The organism is Novosphingobium sp. TH158, from assembly GCF_002855555.1.
Classification (GTDB): domain Bacteria; phylum Pseudomonadota; class Alphaproteobacteria; order Sphingomonadales; family Sphingomonadaceae; genus Novosphingobium.
Window position 1 is genome coordinate 1,508,266 of the sequence record NZ_PKRT01000001.1, and the last position, 16,105, is coordinate 1,524,370.

13 protein-coding genes are annotated in these 16,105 nt (G+C 65.1%); 6 read left to right on the forward strand and 7 right to left on the reverse strand.

From position 1 onward, the window contains the following. Nucleotides 1–6 precede the first annotated feature (6 nt). The 4 genes from C0V78_RS07480 to C0V78_RS07495 are packed head-to-tail and all read left to right on the forward strand — an operon-like array spanning nt 7 to nt 4,400. The gene (locus tag C0V78_RS07480) at nt 7–1,497 is read left to right on the forward strand and encodes an FAD-linked oxidase C-terminal domain-containing protein (RefSeq protein ID WP_101797146.1); all 1,491 of its coding nucleotides are present in this window, start codon (nt 7–9) and stop codon (nt 1,495–1,497) included. Nucleotide 1,498: 1 nt separating this feature from the next. Continuing rightward, a complete protein-coding gene (gene glcE, locus C0V78_RS07485; RefSeq protein WP_101797147.1) occupies nt 1,499–2,662 on the forward strand; it encodes a glycolate oxidase subunit GlcE in 1,164 nt (387 codons plus the stop codon). A gap of 3 nt (nt 2,663–2,665) precedes the next feature. Continuing rightward, on the forward strand, nt 2,666–3,988 hold the full coding sequence (gene glcF, locus C0V78_RS07490; protein WP_101797148.1) for a glycolate oxidase subunit GlcF: 1,323 nt from the start codon (nt 2,666–2,668) through the stop codon (nt 3,986–3,988). Next, complete coding sequence (locus C0V78_RS07495; RefSeq protein WP_101797149.1) at nt 3,981–4,400, forward strand: heme-binding protein; 420 nt, start codon at nt 3,981–3,983, stop codon at nt 4,398–4,400. Before glcF ends, C0V78_RS07495 begins: the two co-directional genes overlap by 8 nt. 36 nt (nt 4,401–4,436) lie before the next feature. Here the strand turns inward: C0V78_RS07495 and C0V78_RS07500 are convergent, their stop codons facing one another. The 4 genes from C0V78_RS07500 to C0V78_RS07515 are packed head-to-tail and all read right to left on the reverse strand — an operon-like array spanning nt 4,437 to nt 9,108. Continuing rightward, nucleotides 4,437–5,303, reverse strand: coding sequence for an SDR family oxidoreductase (locus tag C0V78_RS07500; RefSeq protein WP_101797150.1), 867 nt, complete (start codon nt 5,301–5,303; stop codon nt 4,437–4,439). Nucleotides 5,304–5,319: 16 nt separating this feature from the next. Next, a complete protein-coding gene (locus C0V78_RS07505) occupies nt 5,320–6,129 on the reverse strand; it encodes an SDR family NAD(P)-dependent oxidoreductase (RefSeq protein ID WP_101797151.1) in 810 nt (269 codons plus the stop codon). Nucleotides 6,130–6,167: 38 nt separating this feature from the next. Continuing rightward, complete coding sequence (locus C0V78_RS07510) at nt 6,168–6,965, reverse strand: SDR family NAD(P)-dependent oxidoreductase (protein WP_101797152.1); 798 nt, start codon at nt 6,963–6,965, stop codon at nt 6,168–6,170. Between the two features lie 19 nt (nt 6,966–6,984). Next, entirely contained in the window at nt 6,985–9,108 is a 2,124-nt protein-coding gene (locus C0V78_RS07515; RefSeq protein ID WP_254049852.1) for an FAD-dependent oxidoreductase, read from the reverse strand. A gap of 160 nt (nt 9,109–9,268) precedes the next feature. Here C0V78_RS07515 and C0V78_RS07520 point away from each other — a divergent pair, with 160 nt between their 5' ends. After that, nucleotides 9,269–10,156, forward strand: a complete 888-nt coding sequence (locus C0V78_RS07520) for an aldose 1-epimerase (RefSeq protein WP_158241501.1) — start codon at nt 9,269–9,271, stop codon at nt 10,154–10,156. Between the two features lie 21 nt (nt 10,157–10,177). Here the strand turns inward: C0V78_RS07520 and C0V78_RS07525 are convergent, their stop codons facing one another. Next, nucleotides 10,178–10,876, reverse strand: a complete 699-nt coding sequence (locus C0V78_RS07525; protein ID WP_101797155.1) for a fumarylacetoacetate hydrolase family protein — start codon at nt 10,874–10,876, stop codon at nt 10,178–10,180. Nucleotides 10,877–11,163: 287 nt separating this feature from the next. On the opposite strand from C0V78_RS07525, the gene C0V78_RS07530 reads away from it, so the two are divergent. Continuing rightward, nucleotides 11,164–12,510, forward strand: a complete 1,347-nt coding sequence (locus C0V78_RS07530) for a hypothetical protein (RefSeq protein ID WP_101798251.1) — start codon at nt 11,164–11,166, stop codon at nt 12,508–12,510. A gap of 5 nt (nt 12,511–12,515) precedes the next feature. On the opposite strand, the gene C0V78_RS07535 is transcribed toward C0V78_RS07530, so the two are convergent. Both C0V78_RS07535 and C0V78_RS07540 read right to left on the reverse strand, forming a co-directional pair. Continuing rightward, nucleotides 12,516–13,109, reverse strand: coding sequence for a TetR/AcrR family transcriptional regulator (locus C0V78_RS07535; protein WP_101797156.1), 594 nt, complete (start codon nt 13,107–13,109; stop codon nt 12,516–12,518). A gap of 120 nt (nt 13,110–13,229) precedes the next feature. Beyond that, nucleotides 13,230–15,767 carry a TonB-dependent receptor gene (locus tag C0V78_RS07540; RefSeq protein ID WP_158241502.1) on the reverse strand — a complete coding sequence of 846 codons (2,538 nt, stop codon included), beginning with the start codon at nt 15,765–15,767 and terminating at the stop codon, nt 13,230–13,232. Nucleotides 15,768–16,105: the final 338 nt, after the last annotated feature.

Sequence of the window (16,105 nt, forward strand, 5' to 3'; positions counted from 1 at the left end):
CGACCGATGTCATTGAAAATGCCCGATGTATGCCGCGCGACCATTGCCCGCCGCCTGGAGATCGCGGCGGAATTGCGCCGCATCGTGCCCGACGGGGTCATCTGCACCGAGACAGAGCTCAAGGCTTACGAGTCCGACGGGTTGACCGCCTATCGCCAGCCGCCGCTGGTTGTCGTCCTGCCGCAGAACACCGAACAGGTCTCGCAAGTCATGGCCTGGTGCCATGCCGAGGGCATCAATGTGGTGCCGCGCGGAGCAGGAACTTCGCTTTCCGGCGGAGCCCTGCCGCTGGCAGACGGGGTGCTGCTGGGCCTGTCACGGATGAACCGGATCGTCGAGATCGACTACCTGGACCGGGTGGCCGTGGTCCAGCCGGGCGTGACCAACCTTGCCGTCACGCGGGCCGTGGAAGCTGACGGGTTCTACTATGCCCCGGATCCGTCCAGCCAGATTGCCTGCACGATCGGCGGCAACATCGCCGAGAATTCCGGCGGGGTGCATTGCCTGAAATACGGGCTGACGACCAACAACGTGCTGGGCGTGGAAATGGTGCTGGCCGATGGCGAAGTCATCCGGCTTGGCGGTCGGGGTCTGGAACCGGAGGGCCTGGACCTGCTTGGCGTGGTTGTCGGCTCCGAAGGCCTGCTTGGCGTGGTGACCGAGATCACCGTCCGCATCCTGCCGGCCCCGGAGATGGCCCGAGCCATCCTGCTGGGCTTTCCCGACACGCGATCGGCCGGCGATTGCGTTGCCGCGATCATTGCCGAAGGCATCATTCCGGCGGGCATGGAAATGATGGACCGCCCCGCGACCCAGGCTGCCGAAGCCTTCGTCCAGGCGGGCTATCCGCTCGATGTCGAAGCCTTGCTCATCGTCGAGGTCGATGGCCCGCCGATCGAGTGCGATATCCTGCTGGCCCGCATTGCCGAAATCGCCGCCAGCCACGGCGCCTCGACCTCGCGCATATCGCAGGACGAGGAAGAGCGCCTGCGCTTCTGGGCAGGCCGCAAGGCTGCCTTCCCGGCGGTGGGCCGGCTTGCTCCCGATTACTATTGCATGGACGGGACGATCCCCCGCAAGCGGCTCAGCGAGGTGCTTGAGCGCATGGCGCAGCTTTCCGACCATTACGGGCTGGGCGTCGCCAACGTGTTCCATGCCGGCGATGGCAACCTGCACCCGCTGGTCCTCTACGATGCCAACCAGCCCGGCCAGCTCGACAAGGCAGAGGCATTCGGTGCCGACATCCTGCGGATGTGCGTGGAAGTGGGCGGGGTGCTGACCGGGGAGCACGGCGTTGGCGTGGAAAAGCGCGACCTGATGCCCGCGATGTTCGACGAGACCGACCTTGCCCACCAGCAGCGCATCAAGTGCGCCTTCGATCCGGAGCTGAAGCTCAATCCGGGCAAGGTCTTCCCCCAGCTGCACCGCTGCGCCGAACTGGGCCGGATGCACGTGCATCACGGGGCTCTGCCCCATCCCGAACTACCGCGGTTCTGACATGACGCCATCCCCAGCCCTTCGCCCTGCCACAGCGGCAGAACTGGTTGACCTTGTGATGCAGGCCGCGGCGCAGGGCACGCCGCTGGAATGCCATGCCGGTGGCAGCAAGCGCAATGTCGGCAATCCCGCCCGGCGCGCACAGCCGGTTGACCTGGGCGCCTTTGCCGGCATCGTCGATTACGAACCGAGCGAACTAGTGCTCACCGTCCGGCCAGCCACGCCGCTGGCAGAGGTTGAGGCCCTGCTCGCTGCAAATGGCCAGATGTTGGCCTTCGAGCCGTGGGATGCCGGTGCACTGTTCTCGGGCACGACCGGCAAGGCAACGATTGGCGGCACAGTTGGGGCCGGAATAGCGGGACCACGCCGGTTGACCGCTGGCGGAGCGCGCGATCACCTGCTGGGCTTCCATGCGGTTTCCGGCCGGGGCGAGGCGTTCAAGGCCGGGGGCAAGGTGGTGAAAAATGTCACCGGATATGACCTTGCCAAGCTGATGGCGGGATCCTGGGGCCAGCTTGCGATCATGACCGAGCTGTCGCTCAAGGTTTTGCCCGCCCCGCGGTCGACCGCGACGGTGGTGATCGAGGGACTGAGCCCGGAACAGGCCGTGCGGACCATGTCTGCAGCCGTGGGATCGCAGGTCTCGCCGGTCGCAGCGGCCTATTTGCCGGCACAAGGCGGGCGGCCATCGCAGACTTGCCTGCGGCTGGAAGGCTTTGCCGAATCCGTTGCGCTGCGCCGCGATCAACTGGCGGCAATGGTTGCCACCGAGGGCCTCGCCACCGCCTGTCACGACGATGCGCCCGCCACGCTCTGGCAGGACATTCGCGAAGCAGCACCCTTGCGCGAAAGCGAGACGCTGTGGCGGGCCCATCTTTCCCCGTCCCGTGGCGCGGCCCTGGCAGAGGCGCTCGACCGCGCCGGAGCTGACTGGCTGCTTGACTGGGCGGGCGGCCTTGCATGGATCGGTGCTCCTGCCGGAGCGGACATCCGCGCTCTCGTTGCAGCCGAAGGCGGCCATGCCATGCTGATGCGCGGGCCTGATCATGTCCGCAGCAGCACGCCGATCCGCCACCCCGAGGCCCCGGCCCTTGCCGGCCTTTCCCAGCGGGTGCGCCGCGCCTTCGATCCCGCCGGGATACTCGATCCGGAGCGCTGGGGCTGAACCATGCAGACGCGATTTTCCCCCGATCAGCTGCTCGATCCCGAAACCGGCGCTGCCGAAGCGGTGATACGCAAATGCGTGCACTGCGGTTTCTGCACGGCAACCTGCCCGACCTATGTGCTGCTCGGCGACGAGCTCGATTCACCGCGCGGCCGCATCTACCTGATCAAGGAGATGCTGGAGAACGAACGCGAGCCCGGCGCCGAAGTTGTCCGGCATATCGACCGCTGCCTTTCGTGCCTGTCGTGCATGACCACCTGCCCGTCAGGTGTGAACTACATGCACCTCGTCGACCATGCGCGGGCTTATATCGAGGAGCGTTATTCGCGCCCGCTGCACGAACGCGCAATTCGCGCGCTGCTCGCCTGGACGCTGCCCTATCCCGGTCGGATGCGCCTTGCCCTGCGTGCCGCGCGGCTGGCCCGGTGGCTGGAGCCGCTGCTTGGCCGGATAGGCCCGGCAAAGCCGCTTGCCGCCATGTTGAGGCTGGCACCCCGCAGCATTCCCCAGCCGCGTAGCCCTGTTGGCGCCAGCGCCGATGCACGGAGGGGACGGGTGGTGCTGCTGCAAGGCTGCGCCGAGAACGTACTGCGGCCCGAGATCCGCGATGCGACCGTGCGCCTGCTCGCCCGTGCAGGCTTCGACGTCTCTTTCGCAAAGGGCGAAGGGTGCTGCGGAGCGCTGACCTGGCATCTTGGCCGCAAGGATGATGGCCTGGAATCGGCCCGGCGCAATATCGATGCCTGGCGCGCCGAATTGGCCAATGGCCTCGACGCGATCCTCATCACTGCATCGGGCTGCGGCACGACGATCAAGGACTATGGCCACATGCTGCGGCATGATCCCGACTATGCCGAGGATGCCGCGCGTCTTTCGGGCATGGCCAAGGACGTTACCGAGTTCCTTGCCGAGCGGGGGCTTCCCGTAAAAATCAACGCACAGCAGCTCAAGGTGGCATACCTCGCGCCCTGTTCGATGCAGCACGGGCAGAAGATCCTGCGCCAGCCGATCGACCTGATGCGAGCCGCCGGTTTTGATGTCAGCCAGCCGGCAGAAGCCCACCTGTGCTGCGGTTCGGCCGGCACTTACAACATCCTCCAGCCTGACATTGCCGGGCAATTGGGGGATCGCAAGGCTGCCAATCTCGAGCGCCTGGAGCCGCAAGTCATCGCCACCGGCAACATCGGCTGTGCAACGCAGATCGCCGGGCGCACCGGTGTTCCGGTGGTCCACACGGTCGAACTTCTCGATTGGGCAACCGGAGGCCCCACGCCGCCCGCCCTCGCATCCATCCCTGCTTCTACAGAAGGACTTCCCCATGGCTAAGCTGACCCTCGATCAGGCCAACCGCATGGCTGGCGCCGCCCTCGCCAAGGGCCGCGAACTGTCGCTCAAGCCGCTGTGCGTGGCCGTGCTTGACGCGGGCGGCCACCTCATCGCCCTGCAGCGCGAGGACGGGGCATCGAACCTGCGTCCTCAGATCGCCATGGGCAAGGCTTCAAGCGCGCTCGGCCTTGGCGTTTCCTCGCGCGTGATCGGGGAAATGGCGGCCGAACGCCCCACCTTCATCGCCAGCCTTGCCGGGCTGGCCGATGCTGCGATTGTGCCGGCCGCCGGGGGAGTAATCATACGCCAGGGGGATGCCGTGCTTGGGGCCGTAGGCGTGACTGGCGACACCTCGGACAACGATGAAGTCTGCGCCATGGCGGGCATCAGCACGGCAGGTTTCGCAATCTAGCCTGGTAAGCCGGGGCAGCGACCGTCAGCCCCGCCCTCAACCGCCCTGTTCCAGTGCTGCCTTTGCGGCAAAGAATTCGGGCGTGCCGGGCAGCGGCCGCGATGGATCGAAGAAGCTGGAAACGGGCACGCCATCGAAGCCGGCCATCACCCGCGCATGGCGTTCGGCAACCGGCTTGGCATATTCGCCATGGGTGAAGATGTAGAGCCGGTTGGCGCGGATCGCTTCGAGCACCATGGCCGCGACCGTATCGGCCTCAATGCCGTAATGGATCAGCGCGCGGGGTTCCTGCCCTGCGACCATGCGCGAGGATACCGACAGGCGGGTGGCGACAACGCCCGGACAGAGGACCGAAACGCCGACGCCATTGCCGGCCAGCTCGTCGCGCAGGCATTCCGAAAGCGCAACCACGCCGAACTTTCCGGCGCAATAGGACGCAACGCCGCGCGCACTGATGACGCCCTGCGTGGACGAGGTGTTGACGATATGGCCTTCGCCCCGGTCGCGCATAGCCGGGCCGAACGTGTGAATCCCGTTATAGACGCCGGTCAGGTTGATGCCGATCATCATGTCCCAGCTTTCGGGCGACTGATCCACCAGGCCGCGCTTTTCGATCGCATCGCCGCTGTCATTGATGATCCCGGCGTTGTTCATCAGCACGCTGACCGGACCGAACCGACCTTCCACCCGCTCACGCGCGGCCTGCCACATCGCGCGGTCCCGCACGTCGAGCACCACCGGCTCGACCTCTCCGGGAAATTCTCCCGCAACCTGATCGAGCCGGGCGCCGTCGATATCGGCAATCGCCACCCGCAACCCCGCACCGGCAAGGGCATGGGCCACGGCAAGGCCGATGCCGCTGGCGCCGCCGGTAATAAATGCGGTTTTTCCCTTCAGCTCCATCCCACCTGCACTCCGGTCAGAGAAGGGCGCCGCCATCCACCTGGATGACCTGGCCCGTAACGAAGCTGGCCTGCTCGGATGCCAGGTAGACCACCATGCTCGCCACTTCCTCGGGCTTCGCAACCACCTTGCCGAGCACCGTCTGCTTGCCGCGCTTTGCCCGGTCCTCGGGCTTGGTGTCGGCAAAGGCCTTGGCGAAGAAACCGTCCTTCTGGAACCGGCTGCCCGTGCTGAAAGCGCCCGGGTCGTCGGACACTGTGCCATAGGGTGCCACGCAGTTCACCCGCACCCCATGCTGGCCCACTTCCTTGGCAAGCACGATGGAAAAGCTGTGCACCGCACCCTTCATCGCGGAATAGACGGGCAGCATGTAATCGCCGACAATGCCGGCGGTCGATCCGATGTTGACGATCGAACCGCAGCCGCGCTCAACCATTCCGGGCAGGACCGCGCGCGTCAGGCGGAGCATGGTGCCAAGGTTGAGGTCATAGTCCCCCGCCCAGCTTTCCGGATCGGAATCGACGAAAAAGCCGGCACCGACATTGCCGCCGACGTTGTTCACCAGCACGTCGACCGGACCGATGGCTTCGGCTGCGGCCAGCAGCATGCCGGGCGTGACCGGGTCAAGCATGTCTGCCTTGACGAAGACCGCGCGCGCCGCCCCGGCAGCCAGCGCCAGTTCGGCAACCCTGGCGCCCGCTTCTCCGTCACGGCCGGTGATCACCAGGTTGCAGCCCTCGCGCGCAAGGCCCAGAGCAATGGCCCGGCCAATGTTCGCCGTTGCCCCGGTCACGATGGCGACCTTGCCGCTCAGTCCCATATCCATTCCGCACTATCCTCTCTACGCTTTCCACGCAGGGCCGATCACAGCCCCATTCCCAGCAACTCGCCACCATCCACGAGCACGTCCGTCGCGGTTACGAAGCTTGCTGCCGGCGAAGCAAGGAAAACCATCACCGCCGCCAGCTCTTCCGGCCGGGCAAGACGCTTGATCGCCGCGGTTTGGACGATGCGCATGGCGCCGCCGCCTTCGTTGACCTCGTTGCGGACCATGTTGGTATCGGTTGCCCCCGGCGAGACCGAAACGATGCGCGATCCGCGTTCGCCGAAAGCCATGGCATATTGCCGGACCAGCGCGATCACTCCGCGCTTGGACAGCGGATAGGCCGACAGCGGACTGGCGACGAGGTGCATCAGCGCCGCCGTGCCTTCGGGCGGCAGCGGCTGGCTGAAGGCGGCATCGGCTTCGGGCCCCATCGGCATATGGCCGGAGTTGGAGGCGACAAGCACGGCCGCCGATCCCTCTGCCATGTGCGGCAGCAGGGCGGGGACAAGCCGGGCCGCGGCATCAAGGTTTATCTGCATGATCCGCTCCGCCGATCCGGCGCGCGGAGATATGCCCGCCGCGTGGATCAGGGTGCCCACCTGCCGCCCGGCCAGTGCCGCGATCACGCGGGCCGGAAAATCGGCAGCGGAAACGTCGCCCGCTACGATAGCCACCGTGGCTCCATCCGCGCGCAGGGCATCGGCAGCCTCATTCAGCGCAGCTTCGTCCAGGTCGCAAAGGATGAACTGGCCATGCCCGCCCTCGGCCAGCAGGCGGACCACTGCCGAGCCCATCCCGCCGGCCGCGCCGGTAACGATCGCTACGTGCTGGCTCATTCAGCCTCTCTCCCGTTCGTCAGATGATTGCCGCGACATCCGCTGCCGAGCGCACCGCGCCAATGATGTATCCCACGCCCCGGCAGTCTCCCACCATATGCGTGGCAAAGCCTGCTTTGGCGAGTTCGTCATGCAGTGCGGTATCGGGCTCTGCACCTTTGGCGATGATCACCGTATCGGCAGGCAGCGTCTGCGCCGTGCCGCCATTGTCGGTTAAGGCCACGGTCTTGCCTTCGATCCGGATATTGCTCGCACCGGCGTGGAAAGCGATGCCGTGCAGTGGCATCTCGTCCAGAAGCACCGCGCGGCGAGCGGGCGAAAGGCCTCGACCAAGCTGCTCAAGGTCATCGACGACGGTCACCGCACGGCCGCGATCGTGGAGGAATTCCGCCAGTTCGATGCCGACCAGTTCGCCACCGATGATAACCACCTGCTTGCCGATCGGCATCCACAGGCGACTGGCCTTGCGGACAGCATCCGGGCTGCTGGTAATGCCAAGCGTGCGCGCCGCGCCCAGGGCCAGCCGCGAAGCGAGGCCCGCCTTGCCGGCAGCGCCCGCGGCCTCCTCGCCCAGCAGCATCGCCCGCAGCGATTGCCCGTCATGGACGTGCGGCAGTTCCTTCCCCGCAATATCGGGCGCGCGGCGGATGGCGCCGGTCGCCACGACGACGGCATCGGGGGAGAGACGGCGGATTGTTTCGACATCGGCGCGGTTGTTGAGCCGCACGTCCACACCCTGCCGGCGCAGTTCCCGCTTCAACCATGCGACAAATTCGCCGTTCGGTTCATAGGCAATCGCGGCAATCCGCGCGGTTCCGCCCAGCTCGCTGCCCGCTTCGAGTAGCACCACCTTGTGCCCGCGCAAGGTGAGCCGCCGCGCCGCTTCCATGCCGCCGGGGCCGCCGCCGACCACGACAACCCGCTTCGGCTCGGTTGCAGGGGCGAGCAGGTTCGCGCGCTCATAACCAAGGTCGGCATTGACCGCGCAGCGCAGCGGCGAGGCCATCATCGCCTTGCTGAAGCAGGTGTAGCAGACGATGCAGGGGCGGACCGCCGCCTTCCCGCCCGCCGCCAGATTCTTCGCAAAGTCGGGATCGGCAAGCTGCTTGCGGCCCATGGCCATGAAATCGAACTTGCCCTCCCCGATCGCTTGGTCCGCCCTTTCCGGGTCGATGCGGCCAACGGCGATCACCGGGATTTTCACGGCGGCCTTGATCGCCGCAGCATAGGGGATCAGCTTGGCCGGCTCGTGCGGCAGGTAGGAACTGGTGAGCCCGCGGGCGACGCTGATGTCGTGGTTGGCCGAAGCCGTGATGGCATCGGCACCGGCGGCTTCGGCCACCTGCGCGAAATAGCAGGCTTCTTCGCTGGTAAGGCCGTTGTCCGTGAAGAACTCCACCGAATCGAGCTTGCACCACACGGGATAGTCCGGCCCGACGCGGGCTCGCACTGCCTCGGTCACCTCGCGCAGCAGGCGGGCGCGGTTCTCCAGCGAGCCGCCGTAGTCATCGGTCCGCCGGTTGCTCCCGCGCGAGAGGAAGCCGGCAATGATATAGCCGTGGCCGCCGTGTATCTCGACCGCGTCGAAACCCGCCTGCTTTGCGCGCAGGGCACCGGCGGCGAACCATTCGACCAGCTGGGCAATTTCTTCCGGTCCGATTTCCCTGAACCTGGGTGGCGAGGTGATCCTAGCCGCCTGGGTCAGCGCACGCTCGTCAGGATAGAGTGCGCCCTGAAAGCCCCTGCCCTTGGGCGGCAGCGGCATGGAGGGAACCCAGACATCGCGCCCGTCGATCATGTCGCGCGCAGCGTTAATTCCAGCGAAGTGCAGTTGCAGCGCGATCCGCGCCCCATGCTGCTTTACCGCTCCGGCCAGCCTTGCCAGGCCCGGAATATACTTGTCGTCCGAAATGCCGATCTGGTTGAAAAGCGCGGCGCCCTGCGGCCAGCCCACGGCCACAGCCTCGGTAATGATCAGGCCGACGCCGCCGCGGGCGCGCGCTTCGTAATAGGCGACCAGTTCATCACCGAAGAAGCCGCCCGGTTCGGCCAGGTTGGTGCCCATCGCACTCTGCATCAGCCGGTTGCGGATCTCCAGGCTGCCGATCCGCCCGGGCGAGAGAAGGTGCCTTAATGCTGTCACTGCTTTCTCCCCCATTCCATCCTGGTCCGGCTGTTCCGCAATCCGGCGTCTCTTCGTTGCGGCTCTGAACGCACCATATCACCGCGGCATGGGTCAAGCGCCGATTTGTACTGGGGCCAGTGAGGCACTTGTAGTAGACTTCGGTGATGCCCGACGCGCAATGCAGACCCTAGTGACCGGCCTGATCGAGCTTGGCAACGCGGCCTGCAGGCTGGTCCTCGATCCCGATCGGGGAGGCTCGATTGTCGCGTTCGAATGGAACGGCAATGCCGTCATGCGGCAGGCCTGCGGGCCGGGCGTGCTGGATGCGGCCTGCTTTCCGCTGGTGCCGTTCTCCAACCGCATCGCACAAGGGCGCTTCACCTTCGAAGGCAAGGAAATCACGATCGCGCCGAATTTTCCCGGCACGGGAAACCAGCCCCACCCGATGCACGGGTTCGGCTGGCTGGCGAACTGGACCGTCGCCCAATCGGCGCCAGACCGCGCGGTACTGGCGCATGAATATGACGGCGGGGAGTGGCCCGGGCCATACCATGCCGAGCAGGTCTTCACCCTGCTGCCGCAGGGCCTTGAGGTTGAACTGGCCGTCACCGCACTGGGCAACGATCCCATGCCGGCAGGCCTGGGCTTTCACCCCTATTTCCCGCGCGATGCGGACACGGTCTACCACGGCCTGCACCGCGGCGAATGGCAGACCGGCAATGATGGCCTGCCCCGAAGCCTGCTGCTGAAGGACCGCGCCGTAGACTGGTGGCATGGCCAGCCCGTTGGCGGGCGCACCGTCGATATGGTCTATACCATGCGCGAAGGGATGCTGCGGATCAGCTGGCCCTCGCGCGGGATGGCCGTGACGATCGATCCCGATCCCCTGCTATCCTGCACCACCGTCTATGTGCCGGAGGGCGAGACGTTCTTCTGCGTCGAGCCGGTGAGCCACCGCACCGATGCGATTAATGCCCGAGGGCTTGACCGAATGCGCGTGCTCCAACCGGGGGAAACGCTGAAGGCTGGCATGCGACTGCGCATTCAGCCACTGGCTGCGAGCTAGCTTCGCGAACGACAGGCGGATTCAGCTTTCTGCGCGCGGACCGATCGTTATCCGCGTATCCGAGAGCCCGGCAATCGAGACAACAATCTCGTCTTCCGGCGTCACCGGGCCGACCCCCGCAGGCGTGCCGGTGTAGATCAGGTCGCCCGGCTCAAGCCGATAGGCCTGCGAAACATAAGCGATGATATCGGCAACCGGCCAGATCATCTCGGCAAGGTCGCCATCCTGCCGAACCTCGCCGTTGACCGTAAGCCGGATCGATCCGGCCGTCGGGTGCCCCGTCTCGCTGGCGGGGTGGATCAGCCCCAGCGGCGCGGCCTGCTCGAAATTCTTGCCGGTATCCCACGGCCGCCCCTTGTCGCGCGCCTCGAACTGGAGGTCGCGGCGGGTCATGTCGAGCCCGGTGGCATAGCCGTAAACATGCGAAAGCGCCTGTGCCGGGTCGATATTGCGCCCGCCCCGGCCGATCGCCACGACCAGTTCCGCCTCGTAATGCAGGTTCGAGGTGAGCGGAGGATAGCAGATCGTCGTGCCGCTTGGCACCACGGCCTCAGCCCACTTGGTGAAGTAGAACGGTGCCTCGCGGTCGGGATCCATGCCCATTTCGCGCGCGTGGGCGGCATAGTTGCGGCCGATGCAGAACAGCCGGCGCACCGGGAACAGATGCCCGTCGCTGGTCGGGGCGAGTACCGGTTCGGGGGCGGGGAACAGCAGGCTCAACGGATGTACTCCCGGTATGGATCGCGACTGGTTTGCGGCGCCGGCGTGGCTCGTTGCGCAGTCCACGCCCTGTCCGGCATTCCATGCCGCGCCAGGTCTGTAAGGGCAACCGGGAGCTTAAAGCAGGTGTCGCCTGTCTCCACACTAATCGACCGCACCGGATCAGCTTGGCTTTTCGGACGCTCGGCAAAGTTCCGGCACCCTTGCGCGTCAGGCATGGATAAATTACACGGTATTACACAAATGCGGAGCGGCCTGATCCGACTCCGCAAAGGGAAAGGATGACCATGACCGGCACCGTCGAACAGCTGCTTTCCCACATGCCCGCGCGGACAGGCTTCGACCTGCCCTATGCCGAGGTCCGCGAGGCACAGCTGGCGGCGCTGGGTGAACGCTTCCGCCAGGCGGTGGAACGGATCAAGCTGGTGCGGCACCGCGCAGAAGAGGCGGGCATCACCGGGATCCGCACCCTGGAAGACGTGGTGCCGCTGCTGCTGCCGCACACGGCCTACAAGAGCTATCCGGAAAGCTTCCTGACCAGCAAACGCTGGGACCGGCTGACGCGCTGGCTGGGAACGGTGAGCAGCCAGCCGGTCGACAACATCGACGTGTCGGGCGTGGAGGATGTCGATGGCTGGATCGCCGCATGCGAGGCTGCGGGACATTTCGTTTCCTGCACCAGCGGCACTACCGGCAAACCGGCCATGCTGCCCGCCAGCAAGGCGGATCTGGAATTTGCCGCCCGCGAAGGGGTGGAGGCGGTGCAATGGGGCAGCGCCATCCGCGCCGGTGACAAGCGCATCGTGGCCGGTTTTGCCGCCACCGCGCAGACTTCCCGCAATGCCGCCAACGGCGGCGCGATGATCCAGGCCTTCGTCGATTTCACCAGGATACCGGCGCCTAGCGATGCACCTGTCATCACCATCGGTTCGATCACCAGGATGATCGAATTGCGCAAGGCAATCGCCGACGGCACCGCCGCGCCCGAGGAAATCGCCGCCTTCGAGCGCGAAAGCGCCACGCGACAGGCCGGGCTCGACGGCGCGCTGGATGCGGCTGTAGAGCACATCATCGCCAGCCGCAGCGAACGGCTGATGATCATGGCCATGTGGGCGCCCCTGTTCCAGCTTGCCGAAAAGGTCCGCGCACGCGGCCTTTCCGCCAAGGACTTCCATCCGGAAAACGGCGTGTTCCTGGGCGGCGGCCTGAAGGGCGCGCGGCTGCCCGAAAACTACAAGGAATACATCTACGAGACGTTCAATCTCTCGCCCGAATACATTTACCAGATGTACGGCATGCAGGAGACGCAAACCTCGATGGCCCGCTGCTCGCACGGGCGCTATCACATTCCGGCCTGGATGGTCTGCCTGCCGCTCGACAAGGAGGGTTCCTCCCTCCTGCCCATCGGCGACGAAGAAATCACCGCGCGTGCGGCCTTTTTCGACCTTTCGCTGGAAGGGCGCTGGGGCGGCATCATCTCGGGCGACCGCATCGAGGTGGATTTCCGTCCCTGCACCTGCGGCTCGCCATCACCCTCGATCCGCGACACCATCGCGCGCTTCGCCGACCTTGAGGGCGATGACAAGATCGCCTGCTCCGGCACGGTCGATGCCTATGTTCGCGGCGTAGCCTGAGGAGATCAGTCCATCGCCACGTGCCGGGGGACGAGCATCGGCTGGACAATCAGTTCGCGCAGCAGGGTGATGACGTTGGCAACGGGATAGTCCTCGTCCTGCGCCAGCCACCAGGCTAAAATTTCGAATAGGCCGCTGGCCACGAAGCGCGAGGCGAGCGACACCGGCAGCCAAGAGTTCATGCGTGGTCCGGTATCGCCGGTTTCCTGTGAAATCCGCGCGAATTCGGCACGCATGGCGCCAGCCGCCGCGGTGGTCAGCAAGGACTTCCACAGGGCACGGTGCTGCTCGACATAGCCGCAAAGCTGCGCGAGGCTGGCTTCCGGCTGGCCGGGAACCATGGCCGGATAGGTCGTTTCCAGCAGCCGCCGGACCTGGTCTGCGGCGATATCCTCAAGCAGGTCTTCCTTGCTGCCATAGCGTCGGAAGAACACCGGATAACTGACCCCGGCGCGGCCAGTGATGTCGCGGATGGTGATTTCGTGGAACGGACGCTCTTCCAGCAGGGCCAGCAGAGCTGCACGCAAGGCCTCGCGCGAGCGCAAGGCGCGGGCATCGTCGGGACGCGACATGCGCTGGCTGGCTCGGCTGGTGGTCATCGTCGGTCTGGCGGCCTCGTCAGGGATTCCGCATCCGGTCAAGCAGGCGCATGCAAGTCTGACAACAAAAAAGGGCGGCGCAGGACTTGCCAGCACCGCCCCTTCTGCATTCCGCCTCGCTCAGCGCGAACCGAACGAATAGCGCATGGTCACACCGAATTCGCGCGGGGCGGTAACCGCAACCCCGCGATAGTTGCTGGTATAGGTCTGCGAGCCGATCGGCGATGGCGTACCACCCGCGCTGAACAGCATGGTGGTCGAATTGTCGAGCGCCGCGCCGTCGCCAGAGACGAGCCGGGTAACGTTGCCCACGTTCTTGACATAGGCGCCCAGTTCCCACGAACCATCGGCAGCGCGCAGGCCGGCATAGAGGTTGACGATGCCATAGGAACCGACGTCGTCGATCGCGTTGGCCGGATCGTTCTTGGTGCTGCCTTTCCACGCCAGCAGGCCACGGACATAGCCCTTCATGCTGTCGGTCAGGTCAGCGTTGTATTCGGCCTGAACGGTGCCGCTCCATTCGGGCAGGAAGGTGGCCGAACCGCTGGCCGCGCACTGGGCGAGATGTTCGGTTCCGTAAGCCGCCTGGAGCTGAGCCAGTGTCGGGATGGCGGTATCCTGGATGCCGTCCTTGTTGACGTCGGTACAGGCCACCTTGGCGTTCTTCGAGATCGCGCTCTTCGACCAGTTGAGCGTCGTGCTCAGGCTGAAGTTGTCGGACGGGTTGTAGGCAAGATCGGCTTCCACGCCATCCACCTTCACCGGCACGGCGCTGATGAAGTTGAAGCGGCTGCGGGTGTCCTGGTTGCTGCTGTTGACGTTGATGTAATAGATGCCCGCGCCCGCCGCGCGGAACGGATAGTTCTGGAACGTCTGGTGGTAGTAGGTCGCGTTCAGGCGCACCTTGCGGTCCAGCCAGCTGGACTTGAAGCCCGCTTCATAGGACTTCGAGGTTTCCGAACCGAAAGTGGTGTGCACCAGTTCGAGCGGCGAATACCGGATCGAGAAGTTGCCGATGGCGCGTACCGGCGGACGGGCCGAGCTGCCGGTCGATGCATAGACCATCAGGTCGTCGCTGAAGCGATGGCGGATCGATGCGCTGTAGATCGTGTGCGACAGGTCATAGTTGTTGTTGGTATTGGGCGTGACCGTGCACGAACCGGCGGCATAGGCCGCAGGGGTGCAGCTGATGAACAGGCCCTTCGCGTCGTTCTTGAACTTGATGTGACGCAGACCGCCCGAGATTTCCGTGCCCTGGCCAAGATAGGCGGTCAGGTTACCGAAGAACGATTCTTCGCGGGTGGTGCCCGGTGCGAGGTAGATCGGCGTGTTGTTGGCCAGCGTCGCCACGTTGTATAGCCGCATATCCCCGCCGCCAGCGAAGATCGGCGAGTAGATTTCCAGCACCGAGGGGCTGGAGAGGACGGTTTCCGATCCGCCCTTCTGGTTGAAATAGCCGATCACGTAATCGAACATGCCGGCGATCCGCTCGTCATTCTGCAGGCGGACTTCGTGGCTGACGTCGTTGCTCTTGGTCTGGGTATCCTGGCGCAGGGTCAGGTTGGGCCAGACGGCGCCGATATCGGAATTGGTGATCGGGTGGAACTTCGTGCGGGTATCCGCACCGACATAGATCAGGCGCTGGCCGGCAAAGCTTGCCTCTGCATTCCACTGGAAGAAGCGGAACGTGGTGGAAACGATGCGCGGCGAGAACATCACCGCCTTGCGATCGGCCAGGGTGATCGTGCCATAGTTGCCCGCCAGCGAAGTTGAGGGGAACGGCGCGGTAAAGGGCGCAATCGAGGCGGTAATCGCCCGGTCGACTGCAGGAACCGTGAAGCCCGGTACAGCCGCCTTCATGGATTCGACCTGATCGAACTGCGTCGCGTTGAAGCGCATGCCTTCATAGACGAAGCCGGCCTTGAAGAAATCGACCGGTTCGAAGGCGAGCGAAGCGCGGATGGCGTCAGTCTTTACCCGCGGCTCCTCGTTGTGGTTGATGCTGCGGATGCGGTTGCCCTGGCTGACATCGCGCAGGCCTGCGACGCGGATCGCCAGAACGTCCTTGATGATCGGCGCGCCGACCCCGAACTGCACGTTGCGGGTTTCCCCCTCGCCGAAGGTGAGCGAGGCGGTGCCGCCGACTTCGCTGAGGTCGGGCTTGCGCCAGTTTATGTTGATTGCGCCCGACGGCGTGGAACGGCCGCGCAACGTGCCTTGTGGGCCGCGTTCCACCGTGATCTGCCCGATATCGAACATGGCTTGGAGCGCCAGGTTCGAACTGACCGGAACGTCATTGATGTAATACTGGATCGTGCCGTTGTTGCCCGAAACGTTCACGTCGTGGTTGACGCCGCGCATCGACGAGGACGAGCCGATGCCGTTGGAGTTGGAGACGAGCGACAGGCCCGGCACCACCGTGGTGATTTCGCGCACGTCGCGGATGTTCAGCTTGTCGATCTGCTCTGCGGTTACCGCGTTGATCACCTGCGGCACGTCCTGCACGCTTTCGTCGCGGCGGCGGGCCTGGACGATGATGGTATCATCGACGCTGGCGTTTTCGTCGTTGTCGGCGGCTCCGGATGATTGTGCCTGTGCAGAGCCCGCAAGGGCAACCAGGCTGATGCTCGCCAAGGCAATCGAACGCAGGATACGCATACACCCCTCCTCTGTCTCTCCGCCGGGATCTTCTGACCGGCCAGAATTTATGCTATTTACTGTCGCATAGGCTGTCCAGCAAATTATGCCACACAGTGAAGCACAGGCAGCAGCCAGGGGTACACGGCCACAATCGGGATAGAGGGGAAGGAGGAAAGCAGGCCGCGGCAGATCGGGGTCTCGCCCCGATTGCGGCTTGGGCCAAACTGACGCCATTTGGCCAACGGGCGGTGCCGGTATGTCCGACACCGCCCTTGGGAGGAATACGCAGGCTATCGCTGGCGCGAAACACTGTCCAGAATTTTGTGCGTCATTGTATAGCGCAAGATGGACGAACG